Source organism: Polynucleobacter sp. MWH-S4W17, assembly GCF_018687535.1.
Classification (GTDB): domain Bacteria; phylum Pseudomonadota; class Gammaproteobacteria; order Burkholderiales; family Burkholderiaceae; genus Polynucleobacter.
This window is the reverse complement of record NZ_CP061295.1, coordinates 1,183,112-1,208,922: the sequence shown is the minus strand read 5'-3', so window position 1 is coordinate 1,208,922 and position 25,811 is coordinate 1,183,112. Positions and strand designations below refer to the sequence as shown.

At 46.1% G+C, this 25,811-nt stretch carries 25 protein-coding genes and 1 tRNA gene; 17 read left to right on the top strand and 9 right to left on the bottom strand.

The features are described 5' to 3' along the window. Positions 1 to 46: 46 nt before the first annotated feature. Positions 47 to 514, top strand: coding sequence for a hypothetical protein (locus C2755_RS06020; RefSeq protein WP_251368442.1), 468 nt, complete (start codon positions 47 to 49; stop codon positions 512 to 514). 3 nt (positions 515 to 517) lie between these two features. Here the strand turns inward: C2755_RS06020 and C2755_RS06015 are convergent, their stop codons facing one another. Genes C2755_RS06015 through C2755_RS05995 form a run of 5 tightly spaced genes read right to left on the bottom strand, consistent with a single transcriptional unit; the run spans position 518 to position 4,702 of the window. Beyond that, positions 518 to 931 carry a biopolymer transporter ExbD gene (locus C2755_RS06015; protein ID WP_215320009.1) on the bottom strand — a complete coding sequence of 138 codons (414 nt, stop codon included), beginning with the start codon at positions 929 to 931 and terminating at the stop codon, positions 518 to 520. 2 nt (positions 932 to 933) lie between these two features. Continuing rightward, positions 934 to 1,626 (bottom strand): MotA/TolQ/ExbB proton channel family protein, encoded by a 693-nt coding sequence (locus tag C2755_RS06010; RefSeq protein WP_215320007.1) that lies wholly within the window; start codon positions 1,624 to 1,626, stop codon positions 934 to 936. A 5-nt stretch (positions 1,627 to 1,631) separates the two neighbouring features. Next, complete coding sequence (locus C2755_RS06005) at positions 1,632 to 2,336, bottom strand: energy transducer TonB (RefSeq protein ID WP_215320005.1); 705 nt, start codon at positions 2,334 to 2,336, stop codon at positions 1,632 to 1,634. Next, the gene (murI, locus tag C2755_RS06000) at positions 2,333 to 3,139 is read right to left on the bottom strand and encodes a glutamate racemase (RefSeq protein WP_215320003.1); all 807 of its coding nucleotides are present in this window, start codon (positions 3,137 to 3,139) and stop codon (positions 2,333 to 2,335) included. The genes C2755_RS06005 and murI overlap by 4 nt, the downstream gene beginning before the upstream one ends. Positions 3,140 to 3,178: 39 nt before the next feature. Continuing rightward, entirely contained in the window at positions 3,179 to 4,702 is a 1,524-nt protein-coding gene (locus C2755_RS05995; protein WP_215320001.1) for a fumarate hydratase, read from the bottom strand. Positions 4,703 to 4,889: 187 nt separating this feature from the next. Here C2755_RS05995 and acs point away from each other — a divergent pair, with 187 nt between their 5' ends. The 5 genes from acs to C2755_RS05970 all read left to right on the top strand — a co-directional run bounded on the left by acs (position 4,890) and on the right by C2755_RS05970 (position 8,184). Then, positions 4,890 to 6,863 (top strand): acetate--CoA ligase, encoded by a 1,974-nt coding sequence (gene acs / locus C2755_RS05990; RefSeq protein WP_215319999.1) that lies wholly within the window; start codon positions 4,890 to 4,892, stop codon positions 6,861 to 6,863. Between the two features lie 57 nt (positions 6,864 to 6,920). Beyond that, a tRNA-Ser gene (locus C2755_RS05985) sits at positions 6,921 to 7,011 on the top strand. Between the two features lie 103 nt (positions 7,012 to 7,114). Then, positions 7,115 to 7,420, top strand: coding sequence for a YciI family protein (locus C2755_RS05980; protein WP_215319997.1), 306 nt, complete (start codon positions 7,115 to 7,117; stop codon positions 7,418 to 7,420). Between the two features lie 60 nt (positions 7,421 to 7,480). Beyond that, on the top strand, positions 7,481 to 7,837 hold the full coding sequence (locus tag C2755_RS05975; RefSeq protein ID WP_215319995.1) for a DUF6516 family protein: 357 nt from the start codon (positions 7,481 to 7,483) through the stop codon (positions 7,835 to 7,837). Then, the gene (locus tag C2755_RS05970) at positions 7,834 to 8,184 is read left to right on the top strand and encodes a helix-turn-helix domain-containing protein (protein WP_072583575.1); all 351 of its coding nucleotides are present in this window, start codon (positions 7,834 to 7,836) and stop codon (positions 8,182 to 8,184) included. Before C2755_RS05975 ends, C2755_RS05970 begins: the two co-directional genes overlap by 4 nt. A gap of 1 nt (position 8,185) precedes the next feature. On the opposite strand, the gene C2755_RS05965 is transcribed toward C2755_RS05970, so the two are convergent. Continuing rightward, the gene (locus C2755_RS05965; protein WP_215319993.1) at positions 8,186 to 8,779 is read right to left on the bottom strand and encodes a DUF1080 domain-containing protein; all 594 of its coding nucleotides are present in this window, start codon (positions 8,777 to 8,779) and stop codon (positions 8,186 to 8,188) included. 77 nt (positions 8,780 to 8,856) lie between these two features. Between C2755_RS05965 and C2755_RS05960 the strand changes: the two genes are divergently transcribed. From C2755_RS05960 to C2755_RS05920, 9 genes are all read left to right on the top strand, one after another. Further along, entirely contained in the window at positions 8,857 to 11,277 is a 2,421-nt protein-coding gene (locus C2755_RS05960) for a DUF748 domain-containing protein (RefSeq protein ID WP_215319991.1), read from the top strand. 10 nt (positions 11,278 to 11,287) lie between these two features. Then, the gene (locus tag C2755_RS05955; RefSeq protein WP_215319989.1) at positions 11,288 to 11,512 is read left to right on the top strand and encodes a hypothetical protein; all 225 of its coding nucleotides are present in this window, start codon (positions 11,288 to 11,290) and stop codon (positions 11,510 to 11,512) included. A 204-nt stretch (positions 11,513 to 11,716) separates the two neighbouring features. Beyond that, positions 11,717 to 13,519: an NAD(P)H-dependent oxidoreductase subunit E gene (locus C2755_RS05950; RefSeq protein ID WP_215319986.1), complete on the top strand. Its 1,803-nt coding sequence runs from the start codon at positions 11,717 to 11,719 to the stop codon at positions 13,517 to 13,519. Between the two features lie 41 nt (positions 13,520 to 13,560). After that, on the top strand, positions 13,561 to 16,455 hold the full coding sequence (gene fdhF, locus C2755_RS05945; RefSeq protein WP_215319984.1) for a formate dehydrogenase subunit alpha: 2,895 nt from the start codon (positions 13,561 to 13,563) through the stop codon (positions 16,453 to 16,455). Between the two features lie 111 nt (positions 16,456 to 16,566). Continuing rightward, a complete protein-coding gene (locus C2755_RS05940; protein WP_215319983.1) occupies positions 16,567 to 16,875 on the top strand; it encodes a hypothetical protein in 309 nt (102 codons plus the stop codon). Between the two features lie 119 nt (positions 16,876 to 16,994). After that, positions 16,995 to 18,653, top strand: coding sequence for an L-aspartate oxidase (gene nadB, locus C2755_RS05935; RefSeq protein WP_215319981.1), 1,659 nt, complete (start codon positions 16,995 to 16,997; stop codon positions 18,651 to 18,653). A gap of 63 nt (positions 18,654 to 18,716) precedes the next feature. Continuing rightward, the gene (locus tag C2755_RS05930; RefSeq protein ID WP_215319979.1) at positions 18,717 to 20,096 is read left to right on the top strand and encodes a TAXI family TRAP transporter solute-binding subunit; all 1,380 of its coding nucleotides are present in this window, start codon (positions 18,717 to 18,719) and stop codon (positions 20,094 to 20,096) included. Between the two features lie 400 nt (positions 20,097 to 20,496). Then, positions 20,497 to 20,874, top strand: coding sequence for a type II toxin-antitoxin system RelE/ParE family toxin (locus tag C2755_RS05925; RefSeq protein ID WP_215319977.1), 378 nt, complete (start codon positions 20,497 to 20,499; stop codon positions 20,872 to 20,874). After that, entirely contained in the window at positions 20,867 to 21,205 is a 339-nt protein-coding gene (locus tag C2755_RS05920) for a DNA-binding transcriptional regulator (RefSeq protein ID WP_076024163.1), read from the top strand. Before C2755_RS05925 ends, C2755_RS05920 begins: the two co-directional genes overlap by 8 nt. Before the next feature lie 8 nt (positions 21,206 to 21,213). Here the strand turns inward: C2755_RS05920 and nadC are convergent, their stop codons facing one another. Then, positions 21,214 to 22,068, bottom strand: coding sequence for a carboxylating nicotinate-nucleotide diphosphorylase (gene nadC, locus C2755_RS05915; RefSeq protein ID WP_215319975.1), 855 nt, complete (start codon positions 22,066 to 22,068; stop codon positions 21,214 to 21,216). Positions 22,069 to 22,083: 15 nt separating this feature from the next. Continuing rightward, the gene (gene nadA / locus C2755_RS05910) at positions 22,084 to 23,199 is read right to left on the bottom strand and encodes a quinolinate synthase NadA (RefSeq protein ID WP_215319973.1); all 1,116 of its coding nucleotides are present in this window, start codon (positions 23,197 to 23,199) and stop codon (positions 22,084 to 22,086) included. A gap of 289 nt (positions 23,200 to 23,488) precedes the next feature. Between nadA and C2755_RS05905 the strand changes: the two genes are divergently transcribed. Then, positions 23,489 to 25,207 carry a ShlB/FhaC/HecB family hemolysin secretion/activation protein gene (locus C2755_RS05905; protein WP_215319971.1) on the top strand — a complete coding sequence of 573 codons (1,719 nt, stop codon included), beginning with the start codon at positions 23,489 to 23,491 and terminating at the stop codon, positions 25,205 to 25,207. Here C2755_RS05905 and C2755_RS05900 read toward each other — a convergent pair. After that, the gene (locus C2755_RS05900) at positions 25,185 to 25,523 is read right to left on the bottom strand and encodes a hypothetical protein (protein ID WP_215319969.1); all 339 of its coding nucleotides are present in this window, start codon (positions 25,521 to 25,523) and stop codon (positions 25,185 to 25,187) included. The genes C2755_RS05905 and C2755_RS05900 overlap by 23 nt on opposite strands. Before the next feature lie 34 nt (positions 25,524 to 25,557). Here C2755_RS05900 and C2755_RS05895 point away from each other — a divergent pair, with 34 nt between their 5' ends. After that, positions 25,558 to 25,803 (top strand): hypothetical protein, encoded by a 246-nt coding sequence (locus C2755_RS05895; protein ID WP_215319967.1) that lies wholly within the window; start codon positions 25,558 to 25,560, stop codon positions 25,801 to 25,803. The last annotated feature ends 8 nt before the right edge of the window (positions 25,804 to 25,811 follow it).

Below are 25,811 nucleotides of genomic sequence, written 5' to 3'. Positions count from 1 at the left end.
CTTTGACTTTAGGTTGCGCTTTTATCGTTGTGGCATTTCCATCATTATGAATTTATCTAAAATCCTCCTTTGCTTTTGTTTAGCTATTGCCTCTCTATCTAGCTGGGCTGTAGATGTTCTGGAATTTAATTGCAAGCGCACAGAAAAAGGCTACACCGAAGAGTATGAGATGAAAATGACTCTTGCTTCGGGCGCCCAAAAGGCCAAGATCTTTTTAGATGATCGTGACCTAGATCAGTCAGATATGTATGGAACACAAGTCGTCAGGAGCATTACCTTGGCGCGACCCAATATTTTGATATTGATAGAGGCAAATTTTCAGCCTGAAGAAATTATGGGAGTTTCGTATCCTGCAGGCAATGTCATCACTAATATTACGCTTGACCCAGTAACCGGCAAGTTCAAGAAGGTCGAGAAAATACAGGGTGGTATCTTGGGTGCAACTATAGGAAACGGCACCCACACTAGTGAAGAGACTTGTTTTCCCTCGAAAGCGCCATACAGGGCTAAGTAACGCTTAGTTCGGCTCTGTCACAAATCCGAGTTTTGTTAAGCCAGCGCGGCGCGATGCAGCCAACACCTGCGCAACATATTCATACTTCACGGATTTGTCAGCTCGCAGATTAATTTCTGGTTGAGGATCTTTCTGGGCGGCTTTTTCAGCATAGCCATCAAAGGTCTTTAAATCGATCGGAGTACTATTCCAAAAGATTTGACCATTAGCATCGATTGAAAGCTGCACTGACTCAGGTTTTACTTCGTTGCGTACGCTATTGGCCTTAGGAAGTTCTACCTTCACTGCCTGCTGAATCACCGGTAGTGTGATGATGAAAATAATCAACAACACCAACATGATGTCCACCATCGGCGTCATATTGATTTCCGACATGATGTTATCGTTGTTTTGGTCGTCTTGGATATGAAAAGACATGACTATTCTCCGGAGTTAACGCGGGCACCAGTAACGAAGTAGGCTAATAGATCATTGCCAAAGCGATTGAGGTCAGCAACAAATAATTTATTGGCGCGATTAATGGCGTTAAAGCTCAATACGGCAGGGATGGCAACTGCAAGACCAAGTGCAGTCATGATGAGCGCTTCGCCAATGGGGCCAGCCACTTGATCCAGTTGCGCGCTTCCTGAGCTGCTGATGGCAATCAGGGCATGATAGATACCCCACACGGTGCCAAACAAACCAATAAATGGAGCGATAGCGCCGGTAGATCCTAAGAAGGTTAAGCCCTTCTGCAATCCCGCTGCAATGCTGTCAACGCTGTTCTTAAGGCTTCTTGCCATCCACTCAGAATAGTTCAGTGTTTGCAGTAATTCACGGTGGTTGGTCGATTGACTTTGATGATGCGCGGATGCTTTAGTCGCAGACTTGGCAATTTGATAGTAAGGATTGGCAGCATGATTGCTAAATGCTTGTAAGCCTTGATCAAATGAAGTGGCACGCCAGAATTGCTCAAGTTCAGGCTTGAGTTTGCGTAGATTACGTAAATCCCAAAGTCGAGTGAGCAAAATGACCCAAGTCACAATAGAGCAGATGAGCAGGGCAATTGCTACAAATCGTGTAATCACATCGCCTTCAAGCCAGAGATTTGCAATGCCAAATGGTGTATTCATATTGATTAATTCTTGAGATTAAATTTGATTAAAAGATTGGTAGAAATTCTTTGGGGTGAACCGTTTACTAAAAAAGGTTTAAAGCGATAACGTTTGCCAATATCAGTTGCAGCGCGATCAAGCCTAGGAAAAGTGCTTGATTGCAGGAATGCCACATCTTCTACGTTACCAGTTTCATCGATGATCAACCGCACTACAACTGCACCTTGTTCGCCAGAGCGTTTAGAGAACGAAGGATAGTAAGCGTCAGCATCAGGCTGATAAACCACAACTAGTTTACCAATGTCGGTCTGAATCGGCGTGCCGCTAGCACCCCCACTGGTCGCAGGGGCAACAGCAGCGTTTTGGGTCTGCGATTGAGATGGCGACTGAGACTCAGACTTGCTCTGTGCTTGGTTTTGCTGTGGCGTCTGCTGTGCTTGAGTCGGACTGGGTTTATCCGAAGACTTCTCTTTTGGTTTTTCTTTAACTACTTTTTTCTGCTCTTTAGTCTTTGGCGGAGCAGCGGCTGGTGGCTGTTGGGCTGTGGATGCCTCCGGGCTCACCAAATTTGCCATGACGCGCTCATCATCCATTTGCGGCGGGCGCTGACTAAAGTGCAAAAACTCAAGTGCAGGCAGGGCGTGTAATAAAACTACAATGCCAATAATGATGCGTTCTGTTTTATTGAACGGTAGAAAGGCATCTAATTTATTGAGAAAGGTGCTCATCTCATTTCACCCAAGATGCGTGCTTCAACTGCATGAGAAGTTAAGTCAGCAGACATTAAATCTTGCGCCATCATCAATAGCGATTCTTCATTTTTACTGCTCAGGAATAGTACCGCTCCATGCTGCACGGTAGGAATCACCTCTTGCAGATTCTCAAGCTGCCTTTTGAGTTGTCTAACTACAGCATCACTGGTGTCAATCAGCGTAATGGATTCACCAAGGAGCTTACGAATCGCTTTTCTTAAAAAAGGGTAGTGCGTGCAGCCTAGCACCAAGGTATCTGCACCTGCATCTTGAATGGGCTCAAGATGTTTAGCCAACAACTCTAAGGTTTCTTCGCTATCCGCATTGCCAGACTCGATTAAAGGAACCAGTCCTGCGCCAGCTTGTCTAATGAACTGACAATCATTTGGAAGGGTATTTAATAATGCATTGAACTTATCGCTCCTAAGAGTCGCCTCAGTAGCGAGGACACCCACAATATTGTTTTGCGATTGCATGGCTGCTGGCTTAATGCCTGGCTCAACACCAATAATAGGAATAGAAAGCGTTTCCCGAATTTGCTTTATCGCTTCAGCAGTTGCAGTATTGCAAGCAACTACGATAGCGTCGCATCCTTTACTGGCTAGATAGCCGCAAAGGGTGAGGCTGCGTTTGGCAATCCAGTCGCTCGATTTTTCGCCGTAAGGCGCGTTGGCTGAGTCAGCAAGATAAATATAGTCATGCTGGGGCAGCTGACGCAGAGCCTCATCCAATACGGATAAGCCTCCAACGCCAGAATCAAATACCCCTATGAGTGCCAAAGTTGACCGTGCTTACTCTGTAATGAAGTTGTTAGGGTGTTAAGCAATCTTGACTGGAATGCCAGCAATCTTCGCTTGCCATTCGCGTGGACCTTCGTTGTGCATAGAGATGCCCTCTGAATTCACCGCAACGGTTACTGGCATGTCTTTGACATCGAACTCGTAAATCGCTTCCATACCCAAATCAGCAAAGCCAACTACTTTAGAAGTTTGAATGGCCTTGGACACTAAGTAGGCAGCGCCACCAACAGCCATTAAATAGGCTGACTTATGTTTCTTGATAGCCTCAATCGCTTCAGGTCCACGCTCAGCTTTACCAATCATGGAGATCAAGCCAGTTTTGGCAAGCATCATCTCAGTAAATTTATCCATACGAGTTGCGGTAGTGGGGCCTGCTGGGCCAACTGCCTCCTCACGTACTGGATCCACTGGGCCAACGTAATAGATTACGCGGTTTTTAAAGCTCACTGGCAATTCTTCACCTTTAGCGAGCATGTCTTGAATGCGCTTATGAGCGGCGTCACGACCAGTCAAAATCTTGCCGTTCAGTAATAGTGTTTCGCCTAGTTTCCAACCAGCCACTTCTTCAGCAGTGAGGGTGTCTAAATTCACGCGCTTGGATTTTTGAACATCTGGTGTCCAGGTGACATCTGGCCAATCTGAGAGTGAAGGTGCTTCGAGTTTTGCAGGGCCATCGCCATGTAAATGGAAATGAATATGACGAGTCGCCGCGCAATTCGGAATCATGGCTACTGGCAATGAAGCAGCATGCGTTGGGTAATCCAAGATCTTGATATCGAGCACAGTGGCTAAACCACCAAGGCCTTGAGCACCGATGCCAAGTTTGTTTACTTTTTCATAGAGCTCAAGTCGTAGTTCATCAACGCGATTTTGAGGTCCACGCTCAATGAGCTCTTGAATATCAACAGGACCCATCAAGGCTTCTTTGGCCATGAGCATGGCTTTTTCTGGTGTGCCGCCAATACCAATGCCGAGGATGCCAGGAGGGCACCAGCCTGCGCCCATGGTAGGCACGGTCTTCAGAACCCAATCCACGATTGAATCTGAAGGATTTAGCATGACCATCTTGGCTTTATTTTCTGAGCCACCACCCTTAGCCGCGCAAATGACTTCAACATCATCGCCCGGGACGATTTCGTAATGGATCACAGCAGGGGTGTTATCGCCAGTATTTTTGCGTTTGCCTGCTGGATCTGCCAACACTGAAGCGCGCAACATATTGTCGGGATTAAGGTAAGCGCGACGCACACCCTCATTCACCATATCGGTGACGCTCATCGTTGCATCAGGCCATTGAACATTCATGCCAATCTTGAGGAAGACTACGGCAATACCAGTGTCTTGGCACATGGGTCGATGACCTTCGGCGCACATACGGCTGTTGGTCAAAATTTGGGCAATCGCATCTTTGGCACCATGACCTTGTTCCAATTCATAAGCCTTGCCCATGGCGGTAATAAAGTCCTTGGGATGGTAGTAGGAAATGAATTGAAATGCGTCCGCAACGCTTTGAATCAGGTCGTTTTGTTTGATATTGGTCATGGTTATCTGCTTATTTCCACATTATTAGTAAGGTTTGCCCTATTTTAAGGGTTTGCCATAGAGCAAATCCCAAGTGTTTTCACTTATCTTCTAAGGTCTTGAGACTCTAAATATGCCATTTTGCGACATTTTCTCGCATTTGTTGTTGATTTTAGATTATTGATTATTAGATAGAGGGCTGTGAAGCATGGAACCATTAAAGCAAGAAAACCGCGTTTTTAACCCACCTGCAGACTTTGTAAAGAGTGCGGCAATTCCAGGTATGGAGGCTTATAACAAGCTCTGTGCTGAAGCCAATTCAGATTACGACGGTTTCTGGGGTCGCCTTGCTAAAGAGAACCTCTATTGGAAAAAGCCATTTACAAAGGTTTTAGATGAATCCAAGGCGCCTTTCTACAAATGGTTTGAAGATGGCACCACTAATGCTTCATACAACTGTTTGGATCGCCAAGTTGAAGCTGGCTTAGGTGATAAGACAGCCATTATTTTTGAAGCGGATGACGGCACAGTTACTAAGGTAACTTACAAAGAGATGCTTGAGCGTGTTTGCAAGATGGCAAACGCACTGCGCAAGATGGGCGTCAAGTCTGGTGACAGCGTCATTATTTACATGGCAATGACCATCGAAGGCATTGTTGCTATGCAGGCATGTGCGCGTATTGGTGCAATTCACTCTGTAGTGTTTGGTGGTTTCTCTGCCCAAGCATTGCGTGACCGCATTATGGACGTGGGTGCCGTTGCAGTGATTACTGCTGATGGCCAGTTCCGCGGTGGCAAAGCATTGCCACTCAAAGCAATCTGTGACGAAGCTCTTTCAACTGGCGAGTGCCCTAAGGTTAAGCATGTAATAGTTAGTAAACGCACTGGTACTGATGTCACCATGCAAGCAGGGCGTGACGTGTGGATGCAAGAAATCGTAGCAAACGAAGCTACTACTTGCGAGCCAGAGTGGGTAAGCGCTGAACATCCATTATTCATTCTGTACACATCTGGTTCAACCGGTAAGCCAAAGGGTGTACAGCACTCAACAGGTGGCTACCTCTTGTGGGCCATTCTCACAATGAAGTGGACCTTTGATATCAAGCCAAACGATGTGTTCTGGTGTACTGCCGACATTGGTTGGGTGACGGGTCACTCTTATATTACTTATGGCCCACTCGCTGTAGGTGCCACTGAGATCGTATTTGAAGGTGTGCCAACCTATCCAAATGCTGGCCGTTTCTGGGACATGATCCAAAAACACAAAGCATCCATTTTTTACACAGCACCAACAGCGATTCGTTCATTAATTAAAGCGTCGAGCAACGATGAAGCAGTGCATCCAAAGAGCTACGATTTGTCATCACTGCGCCTTCTAGGTTCTGTAGGGGAGCCAATCAATCCAGAAGCATGGATGTGGTACTACGAGCATGTTGGTAATTCAAAGTGCCCGATTGCCGATACGTTCTGGCAAACAGAAACTGGTGGTCACATGATTTCACCATTGCCGGGTGCAACCCCAATGATTCCGGGTTCATGCACATTGCCGTTGCCAGGTATTCAGGCGGCGATTGTGGATGAGGCTGGTGTAGACGTTCCTAATGGTCAAGGCGGTATCTTAGTTGTGAAGCGTCCATGGCCTTCCATGATTCGTACGATTTGGAATGATGCAGATCGTTTCGTGAAATCTTATTTCCCAGAAGAGTTGGGCGGTACTTTGTATCTTGCTGGTGACGGTGCAATCCGTAACAAAGATACTGGCTACTTCACCATTACTGGTCGTATCGATGACGTCTTGAACGTTTCTGGTCACCGCATGGGAACCATGGAAATCGAATCTTGCTTAGTGGCTAACCCATTGGTTGCTGAAGCAGCAGTTGTGGGTCGTCCTGACGAGCTGACTGGTGAAGCTATTTGTGTATTCGTTGTTCTGAAAGGTGGTCGCCCAACTGGTGATGAAGCCAAGAAGCTTGCTACTGAGCTACGTAACTGGGTAGGTAAAGAGATTGGCCCGATTGCTAAGCCTAAGGACGTTCGTTTCGGTGATAACTTGCCTAAGACCCGTTCTGGCAAGATCATGCGCCGTCTCTTGCGTGTGATTGCTAAAGGCGAGGAAGTGACTCAAGACACCTCCACCCTGGAAAACCCACACATCTTGGACCAGCTCAAAGAGTCTCTGTAATAAGCTAAACCAAGATTTAGACCAAACCCCTTCGGGAATCGTATAATCATCGGTTCCGGAAGGGTGGATGAGCGGTTTAAGTCACACGCCTGGAAAGCGTGCGTAGGTTAATAGCCTACCGCGGGTTCGAATCCCGCCTCTTCCGCCAAGTATCAAGAAAACCACCTTCGGGTGGTTTTTTCTTTGGAACTTACCGTAATATCTTCCTAATTGAGATTCAAAAATAAAACCAATTAAAAGATGGAGAAAACATGATCTATGCAATTTTGTTGATGGATAAGCCTGGTACTGCTGACTTGCGAGTACAAATCCGACCAGAGCATCGCGCTTACTTGGCGCAACTTTCTGACCGCATGGCTTTTGCTGGACCGATGACTTCTGATGACGGTAAGACTACAGTTGGTAGCTTGCTCGCAATCGACTTTCCTAGCAGGGCAGATGTGGAAGCTTGGTTAAAGGATGAGCCCTATACCAAGGCGGGTGTTTATGAAAAACCAATCATCCATGTATTTAATAATATGTGGGAGCAAAAAGCAGGCTTTCCGCCAGCAAAATAAACCCATAATTTAAGCGGGGCTGTTACTTTTGGTATATCATCTGGTGATATATCATGAGTGATGGGAAATCGTGGAGTTATCACTCTTTTAGATCTGCACCAAGAGGTCATTGATCAAGGCGATGGTTACTGGGTAAAGATTGAGGCTTGGGAGGTAGCTGTTAGCGAGGCAGTACCGCACGGGGTGCGCTATTCATTAACCTTGCACAACCCCAAAGGCTTGCGAATTTTGGGTTATGACAATGCTCATGCGGTAAGGCTTAGAGCAGGCTATTCAGGTAGAAAATTGGCATTCGATCACAGGCATCGTAGTTCAAGTGACCCAGGCGTTGTCTATGAGTTTAGGGATGCGCACCAACTCCTAAGTGATTTTTTTGTCGATGTTGATAAAGTCTTAAAGGTAGATAAAGATATATGAAAGTCATCAAAATAGGGATTGCATCACAAAAAGATATTCGGGCACGCGTCTTGGCCATTGCTAAAGGCGATCTAAAACCAAAGGCATCTGATCCGAAGATATGGTTTACCTCGATGCGTTCACTGGCGCAGGTATTGAGCGACGAAAACAGGGCTCTTTTACATGTCATTAGAGCAACTAAGCCTGTATCGATTTCTGAGTTGGCAGAGCTTACCGGAAGAAAGCAAGGGAACTTATCCCGCACGCTAAAAACAATGTCTCATTACGGCTTAGTCAAAATGCTCCAAGAGGCCAAGGCCCTGAGGCCCGTGGCATGTGGCGATCGCTACGAAATCAGTATTCAATAATTTAAAGCGGCTTTATCTGTAGCTTTCTAAATTTAATGACGCCACCGGCAGATTGCAGGGCAATAGGTCCTTCAGAATATTTGCTATCTTGGCCATTAGCTACCGTGACCACACCATTCATCATGACCTTAAAGTTGGAGCCATTTGCAATAATCTCCATGGTGTTCCAGCGTCCACCAGCCTTAGGTACTGGGTCAACTTTGGCAACATCCACAATAGCGCCGGTTGCATACGCTTGTTCAGGACGGGTATCCCAAATATTAATTTCATAACAAGTGGATTGACTCACCTTGTTAGGGTCTTGGCAGCGAATGAAAATACCGCTATTCGTACTAGGCTCGGCATAAAACTCTGCTTTGATGATAAAGTTTTTGTAAGTCTTAGCGCTAACTAAAAAACCATTGGGTTTATTGCCTTCGACAATACCGTTACCAATGACCCAGTTGGCGCTTCCAATAATGTTCCATCCACTCAAGCTCACGCCGTCAATCAGATCAGTAAACCCGTCTGAACTTTGGGCGTTAGCAACACTACCGATCGATAGGGCGGCAAGGCATGCAATAGATAAGGCCAGTTTTTTGATGAATATTTTCATGGGTCTCCTGAGGGGGTATATTTATTATTCTGCGTTCATTTTCATTGTTACTGATATTGACCTATAAAGACAAGTAGATGCTTTCCCTCACAAACTCCCAAATAAAGCGATGGTCTTTGCGTTTGGCGGGACTTTTTATTCTGATGGCGGCCTTATTTTGGTTGGGAAGCCATTTGTTGCTGCCTGGGTTGATTAAAAAGTCCCTAACTGAATATGGCAAGAAGATTGGCTATGAGATCTCCTATCAACACCTCAGTCTTTCTCCATTGCGGCTAAGGGTGGAGCTTGATGGCCTTCACTTGGCAAAAGAGGGTGGTTCTAAATTACTGGAATTTAAAAAGCTGGCAATTACCCTCAAGTGGACAAAGTTGGTTATAGGAGAGCTGGGCTTTGATGAGGTTTTGCTGGAAGAACCTAAGGTGTTGGTCGAGAAGAATCTACCTAAGGGCATACACGCAGGGTCCTGGAATTGGCAGGAATTGATTGCCGCCGTTGAAAAGGCGATACCCCCTTCAGATCCCAAAGAGCTCAAGAAGCCTCTCAAAATATCGGTCGATGAAATTATCGTCAGTTCAGCTTCTCTAAGTTTGGTGGATGATTCGAGCAAATTAAAAGAATCACTCAACCCGTTTACGATGAGGTTGCTTGATGTAGCCAATTACGATAAGAATGGTTTGGTAACCGGGGTCCGTGGTCAATACGACTTTAATCTTGGTGCCTTGCAGTTCTTCATACCTGGAATCAATAAAACTATTGCGTATCGCCATGTTGCTATTACAGGTGGATTGGATAATCCTCAGCCAGGTAACTTAGGCGCGCAGCTCAACTTGAGGTTGGATGAGGGTGAGATACGATCACGCTGGGATTTCAATACCGGCTCGAAGTCAGTTAATGGCAAGTTAGAAATTCACAGTCTTGCAACCTCGCCAATCGTCGCTCTATTGCCGGCTAATAAAGAGCTCATCGGTACCAGTGGCTTGATGAACGCCGATCTAACTTTGAAAATAGGCGGTGAGACTGATTCAGTTGCGGGCGATATTCATATTTCAGACTTAGCAATACTGGAGAAGGGTCAAAAAAATCCTCTGATTGTTTGGAAGATGGCAGATATTCTTCAATTTGAATATCAATCAGTTAAGTTAAAGCAGGGTTCCAACAATAGTCTCGCGATAGATCAGTTGGCCATTGATGCACCAACCCTGCAATTTGAAATTAATGAAGAGGGCTTCTCAAACTTTAGAAGGTTATTTGCCAGGCCAACAATAGAATTAAAGTCCGAGCCTGTAGCTGGGTCTAAGGTAAGCACTCTCTCCACATTCAATTTAGATATTCGATCCACTCTTCTGAAGAATGGCGAAGTGTACTTTTCAGATATGGCGATGCGTCCTAATTTCAAGGTGGATGTGAAGAGGTTCAATGCCACTCTTTTGGGGGTTAGCAATACTCCTGGTCGATTTGCCACTGTGGCGATGGATGGTATTGTTGCTGGCTCGGGAGGTATGCGAGTAAAGGGTCAAGCATCATTTGATGATCCACGACGCAATCATGACATCTTGATGAGTTTTAGAAACCTTCCGCTGACCGCCTTCAATCCAGCAGTGATGACATTCGCAGGCTATCAAATTACCAGTGGACGACTAAACCTCAATCTCAATTACAAAGCCAATGATGGCGAACTCAATGGAAGTAATCAGATCATTATTAAGAAGGTGGTGCTGGGTGATGAGGTGCCGGACTTTACTGGCAAAAAATTACCGCTAGGCTTAGCAATTGCTTTATTAGAAGACTCTGATGACACGATTGACGTAACGGTTCGCATCGCAGGCAATGTCGACTCCCCAGAATTTAGTGCCAGTGGTTTGGTTTGGCAGGCCATTAGTAATGTTCTAACAAACGTAGCAACAGCACCATTTAGAGCTCTTGCATCTATTTTAGGAATGGGTGGTGAAGAAGGTGTAAATGCTGTGCCTGGAGAAGCAGTCTTCCTGGTTGCTGATCAAGATCGCCTGGAAAAATTTGGCGAGTATTTGGTGAAGCGCCCGAACTCGAGCTTAGAGATCATTGGTACTTATGATCCTGTGCTGGATAAGAAAGAGCTTGCAAGAGCTAAGGCAGATAGCGCCATTTTGCAAGATGCCGGATTTAAGTTGGCACCTGGCGAACCAGTGCCCACTCCATCATTTACAGACCCGAAAGTGCAGTCAGGCCTGAAGGCGGCATATGCCCAATACATAGGGCGCATCAAGCTTGGTCAACGTCTTTTGACTCTTCCAGATGGCGAGAAGCGCAATGAGCAACTGCATGAGGAGTTGATTTCTGGGATAGAGATCACTGATGTCGAGCTTCAGGAATTGGCAAAAAGTAGGGCGAAGACGGCCTACGGCTTCATGGTTAAGGCTGATCCAAGCCTAAAGGACCGTGTTCAGCTGGGAGATGTGAAGACTGTAGAGGCAGGAAAAGAGGGTATACCTCTCGATGTTGAGATCAGAATCAAGTAGACTTGAGGTCATGAATTCAACAAAATTGCGCATTATTTCTGTCGCCTCATTGATTGCTAGCCTTGGCCTAGTGGGTTGCGGCTCCATTGAATCAGCAGCCCAGGACGACTGTACTTCGATTGGCTGGCAAATTGGTAGTAAGGGTTACCAAGATTGCTACAAGGATAGGCTCTATGAGCGTAAGTTGGACTACTCCCTGCCTCCTGGTGACCAGCCTTCACCATCCCTCCTTTAGTAGGGTAAACCCTTTATATAAGTCCTTGAGCGCCGTCAAGGACTTAGGGGTATAAATAACCCAAAATAATGCGTTATTTTGCGTAATCATAACTAGCCAAGTATTTGGATTGGCAAGGTTTTTTTGATGGGCAAAGTGTGACAACGCTCTGCATTGGTGCTGAGCACAAAATAGCAATAAATAGAAAATTAGAGACTACGAACTATGAATCATCCAAAGCCTTCTGGAGAAGTCAAAGCAGTTGCCGTTGCAACCGCAGATGATTTGAGGGAAACCATTCGCCGTAAGAGCAAATTGAAAGGACGTCAAGCAGACGATGTTTCCGTTGCTGAAGTTCGCCAGCTCATTGGTAATGCGCCACATCGTCGTGATCTATTAATTGAAAATCTTCACAAGCTTAATGATGAGTATCGCGCTTTGCATGATCGTCATTTAGTCGCGCTTGCTAAGGAAATGAATCTGCCGATGGCAGAAGTATATGAAGTAGCTACTTTCTATCATCACTTTGAAGTAGTGCGTGGAAACGATCCGGTAGCAGACATCCTTATTCGCGTTTGTGATGGTATTGCCTGTGAATTGGCGGGGGCACAAAATCTATTGGCCAAGTTGCCAAGTATCTTAGGTAATCCAAATATCAAAGTCGCCGCAGCTCCTTGCGTGGGACGTTGCGAGCAAGCCCCAGTAGCAGTAGTTCATCAATATCCAGTTCTGTTTGCAACGACAGACAAAGTACAGGCTGCTGTTAATAACAAGCTGACCACTCAGCCAATGGCTAAAGACGATGCCGTCTTTGATCCTGCTGCTTTGGCGGAGCAGGGCGTTTCTCCTCAGGGTGAGATGCAGGCTGTTTCTCCTGACTATGTTGGTTACGAGTCTTATCGTGCTCAAGGCGGTTACGCTTTGGCTAAAGAAATTTTCGAAGGCAAGAAGGACGCTGAAAGCATCATCAAGGCAATGGAAAGCTCTGGCTTACGTGGCTTAGGCGGTGCAGGATTCCCGGCGGGTCGCAAATGGCGCATTGTGAAAGATCAAGTAGCACCTAAATTGATGGCAGTGAACATCGACGAAGGTGAACCAGGAACATTTAAAGATCGCACTTACTTAGAGCGCGATCCACATCGCTTCTTAGAAGGCCTGTTAATTGCAGCCAGCGTGGTTGGTATTGATGCTTGCTATATCTATTTGCGTGATGAGTATCACGGCTGCCGTGAGTTGCTTGAGGCTGAATTGGTAAAGCTCAAAGCTAATCCGCCATTTAAATTACCGAATATTGAATTACGTCGTGGCGCTGGTGCCTACATCTGCGGAGAAGAATCCGCCATGATTGAAAGTATCGAAGGTAAACGTGGTGAGCCACGGATGCGCCCTCCATATATTGCACAAGTCGGTTTGTTTGGACGCCCAACGCTCGAGCACAACTTTGAAACTCTATACTGGGTGCGTGACATTGTTCAGCGCGGACCAGAATGGTTCAGTTCATTCGGTCGTCATGATCGCAAGGGCTTGCGAAGCTTTAGCGTGAGCGGGCGCGTGAACAAACCTGGTGTGAAGTTAGCCCCAGCAGGCATCACGATTCAAGAATTGATTGATGAGTACTGTGGTGGCATGCAAGATGGCCACCAGTTCTACGGCTATTTGCCTGGTGGCGCATCGGGCGGTATTTTGCCGGCGACCATGAATGACATCCCGCTCGACTTTGATACTTTGCAACCTTATGGATGCTTTATTGGTTCTGCTGCAGTCATGGTGTTTAGCGACAAAGACAAAGCGCGCGATATGGCATTGAACGTGATGCATTTCTTTGAACATGAGAGCTGCGGTCAATGTACACCTTGCCGTGTTGGCACAGGTAAAGCAGCCAAGTTGATGCAAGCCAAGTCATGGGATCAAGAAACCTTAGAGGACTTAGCCACCGTGATGGTGGATGCTTCTATTTGTGGTCTTGGCCAAGCGGCACCAAACCCTATTCGTTGTATTCATAAATATTTCCCTGAAGAAGTTGCATAAGGAAGTCACTTAAATAATATTCAGGGAATAACGAGACAAACATGAACGCACCCACAAATCCAAAAGAACTCGAATTACAAACCGTAGAGTTCAAGCTAGACGGCAAGACGATAGTTTCGTATGAAGGCGAAACGATTCTCAAGGCTGCCAAACGACACGGTATTGATATTCCACATCTATGCTTTAAAGATGGTTACCGTCCTGACGGCAACTGCCGTGCATGCGTAGTCGAAATTAATGGCGAGCGTACATTAGCGCCAAGTTGCTGCAGAAGCGCGACTCCAGGAATGGAAGTGAAGGCTAATAGCGAACGAGCAATCAAGAGTCAGAAATTGGTTCTGGAAATGTTGCTCTCCGATATGCCCGATGAAGGCTTTAAGTGGGTTGGCGATAGCAAAGAAGAAGAGCAACAGAACCAGCATGGTGAGCTGAGTACTTGGGCTGCACGTATGGACGTGACAGTTCGTCCAGAGCTCAAAGCACTCCGTCGCGAAAAAGTTAGTAGCGATATTTCACATCCAGCGATGGCTGTGAACTTGGATGCCTGCATTCAATGTAATCGCTGTGTACGTGCTTGTCGTGAAGAGCAAGTTAATGATGTGATCGGTTACGCCATGCGTGGCGGTCATAGTGAGATCGTATTCGACTTAAATGATCCAATGGGTGACAGTACTTGCGTTGCCTGTGGCGAATGTGTACAGGCTTGCCCAACTGGTGCATTGATGCCTAAAGGTTTGATTGGTTCACAGACAGTGGATCGCAAAGTCGATTCTGTTTGTCCGTTCTGTGGCGTCGGTTGTCAAATCACTTATAACGTTAAGGATGAAAAGATCGTCAGCGTTGAAGGTCGTGATGGCCCTGCCAATCACAATCGTCTCTGCGTTAAAGGCCGTTTTGGTATGGATTACATCCATAACCCACAACGCCTCACTAAGCCATTAATTCGTAAAGCGGGTGTTGCTAAAGATGAGTCTATGCTTGAAGGCAAGCAAGACTGGTCTAACATCTTCCGTGAAGCGACTTGGGAAGAGGCCTTAGAAGTTGCCGGCGGCGGTCTGAAGAAACTCAAAGATCAATATGGCAATAAAGTATTGGCAGGCTTTGGCTCTGCAAAAGGCAGCAACGAAGAGGCCTATTTATTCCAAAAACTGGTGCGTACTGGTTTTGGCAGCAATAACGTAGATCATTGCACACGCCTTTGTCATGCTTCATCGGTAGCAGCCCTTCTTGAGGGTGTTGGTTCTGGTGCAGTAAGTAACCAAGTGAATGATGTTGAGCACTCGAGTATGATTTTCTTGATTGGATCCAATCCAACCGCTAATCATCCTGTTGCTGCTACCTGGTTCAAGAACGCCGCGAAACGTGGTGCAAAAATCGTTCTGTGTGATCCTCGTAAGACCGAGATTAGTAAGCATGCTTGGCGCACAATGCAGTTCAAGCCGGATACCGATGTGGCCATGCTCAATGCCATGATCTTCACAATTATTGAGGAAGGTTTGGTCGACAAAGAATTTATTAAAGACCGCTCTAATAACTTCGAGGCTCTGAAAGAAAACATCAAGGGTTATAGCCCTGAGGCGATGGCACCAATCTGCGGCATTTCGGCGGAAACATTGCGTGAAGTGGCAAGAGAGTTCGCTACCACCAAATCTGCAATGATCTTGTGGGGCATGGGCGTAAGTCAACACGTGCACGGCACAGACAATGCACGCTGCTTAATCGCTTTAGTGAGTATCACTGGTCAAATTGGTAAGCCAGGGTCTGGTTTGCATCCATTGCGTGGTCAGAACAACGTGCAAGGTGCTAGTGATGCTGGCTTGATTCCAATGATGTTCCCGAACTATCAGCGCGTTGATAATCCAGAAGCGCATGCTTGGTTTGAGAAGTTCTGGGATACGCCATTAGATAAAAAACCTGGATATACCGTGGTAGAGATCATGCATAAGATCACTGCCCCCGATTCCGATCCGGACAAGATTCGGGGCATGTTTGTCGAGGGTGAAAACCCGGCGATGAGTGATCCGGATTTAAATCATGCGCGTCATGCATTAGCGGCTCTTGAGCACTTAGTTGTACAAGATATCTTCATGACTGAGACAGCATTGCTTGCTGACGTAGTCTTGCCTGCAAGTGCTTGGCCTGAAAAGGTTGGTACGGCTAGCAATACTGACCGCATGGTTCAGATGGGCAAGAAAGCAATCAATCCTCCTGGTGATGCAAAACCTGACTTGTGGATTATTCAAGAGATTGCCAAGCGCATGGGTCTGAACTGGAATTACCAAGGTCCTGATGCTGGTGTTGCTGAGGTTTATGATGAAATGCGTCAAGCAATGCATGGTGCGATTAACGGCATTACTTGGGAGCGCTTGGAAAAAGAATCTAGCGTTACCTATCCATGCTTATCTGCTGAAGATCCGGGTCGCCCAATTGTCTTTAATGACAAGTTTGACACCAAAGATGGACGAGTGAAGTTAGTGCCGGCCGATATCATTCCTGCGAATGAACGTCCTGATACTGAATATCCATTTGTATTGATCACTGGTCGTCAGCTAGAGCATTGGCATACCGGCAGTATGACGCGCCGCGCCACTGTGCTGGATGCCATTGAGCCTATGGCTACTGTATCGATGAACGGTGAGGACATGACCCAGCTAGGCGTATCTGCTGGTGACGTCATTACCGTTCAGTCTCGTCGTGGTGAAGTCGGTATCCACGTAAGAAGAGACGACGGAACACCAAGAGGGGTGATCTTTATTCCGTTTGCCTACTATGAGGCTGCTGCTAACTTGATTACCAATTCAGCACTAGATCCATTTGGCAAGATTCCAGAGTTTAAGTATTGCGCTGTGAAGCTTGCTAAGGGCGGTGAAGCATCCAAGATCATGGGGTACGGTACAAATGCCCCAGGTGGATCTAAGGAAATGTCCAACGTTTAAATTAGGATTTGGCAATTCACAAAATGGCTCCCAAATGGGAGCTTTTTTGTTTAAAGACCTTGTTTTCAGGATGCCTAATTTTGTAGTAAAAAGTCTTTATGGGGGTATCTGATGAGTAGATTAATCAAAATTAATCATGATTTATATGAGGCAGCAAAGAGAGAGGCAAGGCTTGAGCGCCATACTATTCAAGCTCAAATTGAATTTTGGGTAAAAGTAGGTCGAGCAGCAATTGATAATCCCGATTTACCTGCATCCTTCATTGCTGACTCATTAGCCTCCCTGTCAGAGCCTAAGCCAGTAAAGCAAGCACAATTTCGGCTAGATGAATTGCTTGCGAATTGGAATCCGGAAATGAAGCGCTCAAATGAAGATAATGAATGGCTGGAGGCAAAACCTGTTGGCAAGGAGATTTGGTAGGGCCTTACATAGTTACCTGCTTGATTTTCATAGATCCCCCCTGGCTATTGGATTGATAAAGGTTGATTTAAGGGCACATCAGAACAAGTTTCCCCTTTGCCCTTTAGAATGATCTCTCTATGGCAAGTTCTAAACCCTCCCAAAACACCACCGTAAACGCCGAGCTTCCTGTCCTGATTATTGGGGCTGGATTAGCGGGGCTGACTGTCGCCTTGCACATGGCCGAATCCCAGCCGGTGATTTTGATGGCCAAACGAGGTTTAGGTGAGGCTGCTACAGCTTGGGCCCAAGGCGGTATTGTTGGGGTAGTCGACAAAGAGCATGACAGTATCGATTCGCACGTAGCTGACACCTTAGATGCCGGTGCAGGGCTTGTGGTTGAATCCACAGCACGCTATATCGCCGAAGAAAGCGCTGATGCGATACGTTGGTTGGTAGAGCAAGGTGTCCCATTCACAACTGATGAAGCTGGCCCAATGGGTTTGCATTTAACCCGCGAAGGTGGTCATAGTCATCGTCGTATTGCTCATGCTGCTGATGCCACGGGTAAGGCAATTCATGAAGTGCTGTTAGATAAAGCTAAATCCCATAAAAATATTCAGATCTTGGAGCATTGGATCGCACTTGATCTCATCACCAATCGTCAGCTCGATGCCAAGACCCAGCGCACTAAGCCTAATCGTTGTTACGGTGTATATGCACTTGATATTAAAAATAATCGCGTAGAAACAATCGAAGCCAAGTCAGTGGTTTTAGCTACTGGCGGCGTAGGCAAGGTTTATCGCTACACCAGCAACCCCGATACCGCTACAGGCGATGGCATTGCTATGGCTTGGCGCGCAGGTTGCCGAGTAGGCAATATGGAATTTATTCAATTTCATCCGACATGTCTGTATCACCCAAGTGACCGTACATTCCTGATTACCGAAGCCATGCGCGGTGAGGGTGGTCTGCTCAAACTGCCTGATGGCACACGCTTCATGCCTGACCACGATGATCGCCACGAATTAGCGCCGCGCGATATCGTTGCCCGTGCTATTGACTTTGAAATGAAAAAGCACGGCTTAGACTATGTCCATCTCGATGCCACACATTTAGGCGAAGCATTTATTAAAGAGCATTTTCCGATGATTTATGCGCGCTGCTTAAGTCTTGGTCTAGATATCACCAAAGAACCGATTCCAGTTGTCCCTGCTGCGCACTACACCTGTGGTGGTGTAGTGACTGATCTCAAGGGGCGTACTGATTTGCCAGGACTCTATGCAGTAGGTGAGGCAACTTACACCGGCTTACACGGGGCGAATCGCTTGGCAAGCAACTCATTGTTGGAGTGCGTCGTCATTGGCAAGGCTGCTGCAGAAGATATCTCCAATCTGAAGACCCCAGTGATGCCGGCTCTCCCATTGTGGGACGAGAGCCAAGTTGAGGATGCGGATGAGCAAGTGGTCATTGCCCACAACTGGGATGAGCTACGTTCTTTGATGTGGAATTACGTAGGTATTGTGAGAACCAATCGCCGCCTTGAGCGAGCCCTTCATCGCATTAAGTTGCTGCGTTATGAGGTGCAAGAGTATTACGCTAACTTTAAGGTCACACGTGATCTCATTGAGCTCAGAAACTTATTGGAATGTGCGGAATTGATTGTGCGCTCAGCCTTAATGCGCAGAGAGAGCCGTGGATTGCACTACAGCCGGGACTACCCCGGTACTTGGGCGGTGTCTTACCCAACCATTCTCACCCCTCAAGCAGAGGGTGCAGAGAGTGATGCAGCCTCGTAGGCTTTCGAAGCTATAAAACCCCGTTTATTGGTGATAAGCTAGCCCAATATCACGAGGAATGACATGGCCAGTTTTAAAGAAGAAGTCAGCGAACATATCTCTGCCGTTTACCAAACGGCAGCTGATGAGATCAAAAATTGGGTTAGTGCTTTAAGAGAGGTCTGGCCACTTGTTTTCTTATTAATTCTTGCTCTATTTATTCTGATTTGGTTTGCAAAGCCTGCGCCACCTAATAAAGTATTAATGGCAACTGGTACCGGCGGCTCCTACAAAGTATTGGGTGAAAAATATAAGACCTATTTTGAGAAAAAAGGTATTGAACTTGAATTAGTAGAGACCCACGGCTCTAAAGAAAATCTTCAACATCTCATTGATCGAAAAGATCCAATCCAAGCAGCCCTTGTTCAGGGTGGAATGATTGCTGTAGACAATCTTTCTGGTGTGGAATCCCTAGGTAGTGTTGACTATGAGCCAGTATGGATGTTCTATCGCAAGAATGCCTTTAACGAAAGTATTCACGTATCTGATAGAGATATTGCTAAGCTAAAAATCAATATCGGCCCGGTGGGGAGTGGAACACGTACGCAGGCTCTTGGAATATTTAAACTCAATGGCTTAAAAAGCGATGCCCCTAATTTACTTAGTCTTGGGAATGCTGAAGGTGTTAGTGCTTTGGAGCGTGGCGAAATTGATGCCGTGATTTTGGTAGATGGTTTTGATTCACCAAACGTACAAAGACTCATTAAAAATCCAGGCATTAAGTTAGCTTCATTTACGCGTGCAGACGCCTATACCCGTTTATTGCCGTATTTCGAGGAAGTGACCGTTCCCATGGGCGGCTTTGATCTCGGGAAAAATATCCCGGATCATCCAATTGAGCTGATTTCGACTACGACCAATCTCTTAATTGATAACCGCCTGCACCCAGCAATTCAGGTCCTATTTTTAGAGGCTGCCAGAGAAATTAACGGTAACAAATCCTATTTTTCTAAAGCGGGAGAGTTTCCGGCCTATATGAATACCGAAGCGCCATTGAGTGATGAGGCAAAGTTCTTCTATGAAAAAGGCACACCGACATTAATGAAGTATTTGCCATTCTGGCTTGCGGAGTTCTTAGAGCGCATGTTCTTCCTCTTGCTTCCCTTTGCTGCTTTTGCTTATCCCGTTATTAAATCAATTCCTACTTACAGAACAAATTTGGCCAAGAAACAGATCAACTCCATTTATAAAGAGCTTGATAAATTTGAGCAGAACACGATTCAAACCTTTGACCCTAATCGTCGCAGTGAATATATTGAGGTGCTTAATGAGATGGAGCGCAGAATACTCAGATCAAAAGCAGCAAAGCTAGCCACTGCTGAATGCTATAGCCTGCGAAGCAATATTGAATTTATTCGCAACGCCCTGGAGAAGCAGATCATTTACAAGGGTAGGGAAGGGTAATTTAGTGCGATTGCTCGCAAGCGTAATAAATGTATTAAATCCCAGGACGCCGTGGCCCATTGGGTTCCAGGGTTGCGTCTTGGGCTCTAGCTATATCGTCCAATACCCTTGCTATAAATTCAACATCTCCATTTGATTCCTCAATGCATACTTGAAGATAGAGGGCTATTTCCTGGGGTGTGCGCAAATGTTCTGCCACATCATAGGGGCTTGTAGTTTTGTTTTTCATCTTCCCTCTCGCGTTGTAGATACCAGGCTTCTCACATGGCGCGCATAGCTTGTGTCATTTAACTCTATAGATTTGCACGGAATTCTTCTATAAATGCCGGTTACTTGCAACCCTAATTCATTGTCGGATACAATGGTATAGCACTGAGTGCTATACATTAAAATCTCGACTATGAAAATAGTCTTAAAAACAAAAACATTCGATCGTTGGGCAAGAAAAATTATTGGAGCTATAGAACTTTGTAATGCTGCTAGAGAGATTGAGCGAGGAGTTTATGAGGCTGACTTAGGTGGTGGGGTATGTAAAAAGAGAATCCCACTTCCAGGTCAGGGCAAAAGCGGGGGCATTCGCACTATTGTTGCCAAGAAAAACAAGGAAGCAATTATTTTTATCTTTGGCAGGGAAAAGAGTTATCCCGGCTCTGACTTTAGTAATGTGGAGCAAGAGGCGGCAACGATTATTGCTAAGTCATTCGAAAAGGCAGATAGAAATAGATTGCGGGTACTAGTTAGGGCTGGGATATTGAAGGAGCTAAATTGCAATGAGTAAAAAATTAAAATCTGAAGATAGAAGGGTGCTTGACGAGCTATTGGAAATGGCGCAGGCATTGGAGGAGCACGGTCTTTTAACAAAGCATGATTATGCAAAAATGAAGACCCTTTGCTTAGAAAAGCCACCATTATTTACACCTAAAAAAGTGACGGATATACGCATTCATCAAGCAAGAATGAGTCAATCCATTTTTGCCTCACTACTAAATGTAAGTGTCTCTACAGTTCAAAAATGGGAGTCGACAGGTTCTGGAAAGCACCCTAGTGGTGCCGCTGCCAAGCTACTTCAGCTAATTGAAACTAAGGGCATTCAAGTGCTATTGGTATAACCAAATTGCTACAAAATGCGCATCGAGAAATCAACCGCATTCACATCCTTGGTGAGTTTTCCAAGGGAGATGCGATCAACACCAGTAGATGCAATAGCGCGCATTTGATCTAGGTTGATACCACCAGAGGCTTCTAGCAAAGCACGTCCAGCGGAAATGGCAACAGCTTGCTTCATTTGATCGGCATTGAAGTTATCAATCAAAATACTTTTCGCACCCGCAGCTAGAGCCTCTTCAAGTTCAGCAAAGTTTTCTACTTCAATCTGAATATCCACTCCAGCAGTAAGTGCTTGAGCATTCTTTAAAGCTGCAGTAACACTTCCAGCTGCGGCAATATGATTCTCTTTAATCAGAATGCCGTGCCAAAGGGCTAGACGTTGATTTTTGCCGCCGCCAACGAGTACTGCGTACTTCTGAGCCTGACGTAATCCAGGAACGGTTTTACGTGTATCCAATACCGCGCAGCCCTTTGGATTCGGGCTAGCGCCCGCAATTGCATCAACGTGCTGACGCGTTATGCTGGCTGTCCAAGAAAGCGTTTGCAAGAAGTTAATACAGGTACGTTCGGCAGATAGGAGTGCTTGTGAGTCAGCTTCAATATCGCAAACCTTGGTATCGGGTTTCATCATGTCGCCCTCTAGGTAATGCCAAGTTACTTTGGAGTTGGGATCAAGCTTCTTGAGTGTGCCTTCAAACCAATCCACACCACAAAGTACAGCTTCTTGACGGACAATGAGCTGCGCCTTTACTGGTTTTCTGGGAACGAGCTTTGCAGTCCAATCACCAGTGCCGATATCTTCCATGAGTGCATCATGAATATTGCGTTGGCGTGCTTGCTCTAAGGTTTCGTTGTATTCAAACATATATCAATATAAAAATTAAGCGGCGCCAATATTTTTTACAAAGCCATGCTGCGCTTTAGCTAAAAGGTCAGGATGTTTTTTGGTGAAGTCGAGCATGCGCTCTATGCAACCCAGTGCTTGAACACGAATAGGTTCTTCGACGAAGATTTCACCAGATTCGTATTCTAGGCAATTCAATATTCCTTGTAAGCCATTCATGGCCATCCATGGGCAGTGAGCGCAACTTTTACAGGTTGCACTATTGCCAGCAGTTGGCGCTTCAATCAGTTTCTTATTGGGGGCTAGCTGGCGCATGCGATGCAAGATGCCGTTATCAGTAGCCACAATGTACTCAGTAGCAGCGCCTTCAACCACGGCCTTAATCATGGCAGAGGTAGAGCCCACAACGTCTGCAAGGTCAACGACTGCTTGCGGTGACTCTGGATGAACCAAGATCATTGCGTTGGGGTGGGCGGCCTTTAAAAGTTCAAGCTCAACAGCTTTAAATTCATCATGAACAATGCAAGCGCCATTCCATAGCAACATATCCGCGCCAGTTTGCTCTTGAATGTAACGACCCAAATGACGATCGGGTGCCCACAAGATTTTTTTACCTTCAACTTTGAGTTGATGCACGATCGCTAATGCACAAGAACTGGTCACCATCCAATCGGCTTGAGCTTTAACTGCTGCCGAAGTGTTTGCATACACCACGACAACGCGATCAGGATGCGCAGCTCTAAATGCTGCAAAGTCTGAAGCATCGCAACCTAAGTCAAGCGAACAGGTTGCATCCAGGTCGGGCATGAACACGCGTTTTTCAGGGCTAAGTATTTTTGCAGACTCGCCCATAAAGCGAACGCCGGCAACAATTAGATTTTTTGCTGAATGATTTTTACCAAAACGCGCCATCTCCAAAGAGTCAGCAACGTACCCACCGGTCTCCATCGCTAAATCCTGAATGTCACCGTCAACATAGTAGTGGGCGACTAAAGCAGCATCTTTCTCAACCAATAATTGTTTAATGCGAGCAATGACGGCGACCTTCTCGGAACCATGAAGTTGGGGAGGGGTTTTGGCCCAAGCTTGGGCGGTACAGGTGGCGCCAGCAGCATTTTGCTGGGGGTAATCAAAGGCAATAGGTGAGCTCATAAGCAATTTTAGCGTGCATAAAGAATTGGCAAATATATTCAAAATGCCGCGTTTTTGCGGAAATTTGCACCAAAGGGTTGGCCATTCTTCCTGCGTTCATCAGCATAAAAATGAGGCCAAAAAGTTCTAAAAAAGAACCTCTTTTTAGAGACTTTTTCCTGCCTAATTATTAAGCAGATACAAAAACTATATAAATCAATGAGTTAGAACGTTATCAGGGCGCTATTTTTGATGACCGGATAGCCATTTAAAGCGTCAAAAATGGCGTTTTTAAAGTAAAATCACGTGCATGTATGTACGCGCGCGAACTCAAGGGCAAATATTCTTTGCCCTTTCCTTTGGATTCATCCTTTTCTGCACCCTTTTGGGGGGTTCAACTGCTACCGCCCAAACCTCCGCTGGTCAGTTATTGCAACAAAACCGTGAGCTTGAGCCTACAGCGCCACTTCTTCCAGATGCAACACGCAATGTTGCTCCGTTAGAGGTGAAGCCAAGTGCTCCACCTCCAGGGCAAATGACTTTTGTCGTAAAGCGTTTTGAATTTACCGGAAATACCAAAGTTCCCACTGCTGATTTAGACCATTTGGCAAAAGACTTGGTTAATACTCCGATCACGTTTGATGATCTTACCCAGCTAACGAATGCAATCACGCAGTATTACCGCGAGCGTGGATGGCTAGTTCGCGCAGTGCTACCAAAGCAAGACATCACAGCTGGTGTAGTGCGCATTCAATTGATTGAAGCAAAGCTCGGTGGCATTTCCATTGATAACCGCTCTAAGCGGGTCAGTAATGAGCGAGTGGAAGAGTGGGTCTACTCACACATTCCAAAAGCATCAGAGTTATCGCTTGATCAACTTGATTTTGCTTTGCTCACATTGAATGATCTACCGGATGTATCGGTCACAAGCAGTTTGCAAAGCGGCACCCAACCGGGCGATACGATTTTAGTTTTGACGGTAGAAGATAAGCCCTTGATCAATGGCCAAGTCAGTGTTGATAACTATGGCGATGCCAATAGCGGCAAGATTCGTACATCGGTCTTAGCAAATGCTAATGGCCCATTGGGTATTGGTGATCAGTTATCTGCCTATGCAATGTACTCAGAAGGCAATAGTTATGGTCGTGTAAGTTACACCGCGCCGGTCGGCACTAGTGGTTTGCGCATGGGTGTGAATGGCAGCACCATGGCCTATCGTGTGCTCAACCAAAGCTTCAATAGCTTGTATGCCAATGGTATCGCCAATACTGGTGGTGTTGAAGCAAGCATGCCGCTGATTCGCTCCCGTCCCGCGAACTTAATCACCACGTTTAATTGGAATTACAGTGAATTTAAGAACTGGACCATTGCTGGTGTTAATCAAGACCAAACCTACACAACCAGTGTGGCGCAATTGGGTCTTAACGGTAATCGTTTGGATGATATTTGGGGCGGAGGTATCAACACTGGTTTATTAAACGTATCTGGTGGCGATATCTCTCGAAACATCAATGGGCCTTATAGCTCTACTTATGGGGTAGCAGGTAGCTTTTCAAAAGCGCGTTACGCCCTTACTCGTTTGCAAACGGTAACCGATGAGATGTCTGCATATGTTTCCGTTTCGGGTCAGTGGGCAAGCAAGAATATGGATAGCTCTGAGCAACTCTACTTAGGCGGCCCGTTGAATGTGCGCGCCTACGGTTCAGGTCAAGGCGCTGGCAGTCAAGGTAACTTAACTACGGTTGAGCTTCGCCATGACTTGCCTTACCAAACTCAAGTTGCGGGCTTCTATGACATTGGAAATGTGCAGACCTGGAAATTCAATCCAGCGATCAATACCGTTAGCAACAACTACGTACTCCAAGGTGCCGGCGTGAGCTTAGCTTGGCTAGGCCCTTACAACTTAAATGTGAAGGGCGCATTTGCCATGCGAACTGGTGGCCTTACCCAAAGCGTAACAAACTACCTGACACAAAACGGGGGCATTAGCTCTCATCGATTCTGGATTACAGCAACTCTGCCCATATGAAAACTAAAGCAAAGACCGTCACCTCTAAAGCGCGCAGTGCAGCAAAACCTGCCGCTAAGGTTATTAAGAAGCCTGCGGCCAAAGCAGCAAGCAAACCGGTAGCAAGGTCTGCGACAAAAACTGCAGTGAAGAACGCCGTGAAATCTTCCATCAAACCTGCTACTAAGCCAATTGCAAAATCAGCACCGAAATCAACTTTGAAAACTCCACAAAAAACAATGACAAAAACAGCATCTAAAGCAACAACAAAAACTATGCCAAAAACAACATCAAAGCCAACAACAAAAACCGTATTAGGGCAGCCTACAGTTTCCACGGCGCCTTTACAGGCAATTAACGAAGGAGCGCAAATGACGCAATCCAATCAAGCCGCAGAAGATGCAGGTGCAAGTCAGCCGATTACAGGCCGCGGCGTATTTGCTGTACGCACCCTTGGAGAGGCTGTTTCTGTTGAAGCTGCTTTCTTGGCTGAAGACGGCAATGTATTGCGCTTGCCAGCAGTATTCCCAAATCGACAATATGCGATTGAGCAGATTGATGAATTGCGTGCGCTAGTCAATCGTCATTTTGATGAGCTAGATCAAGGTGGCGTTTAGTCATCACG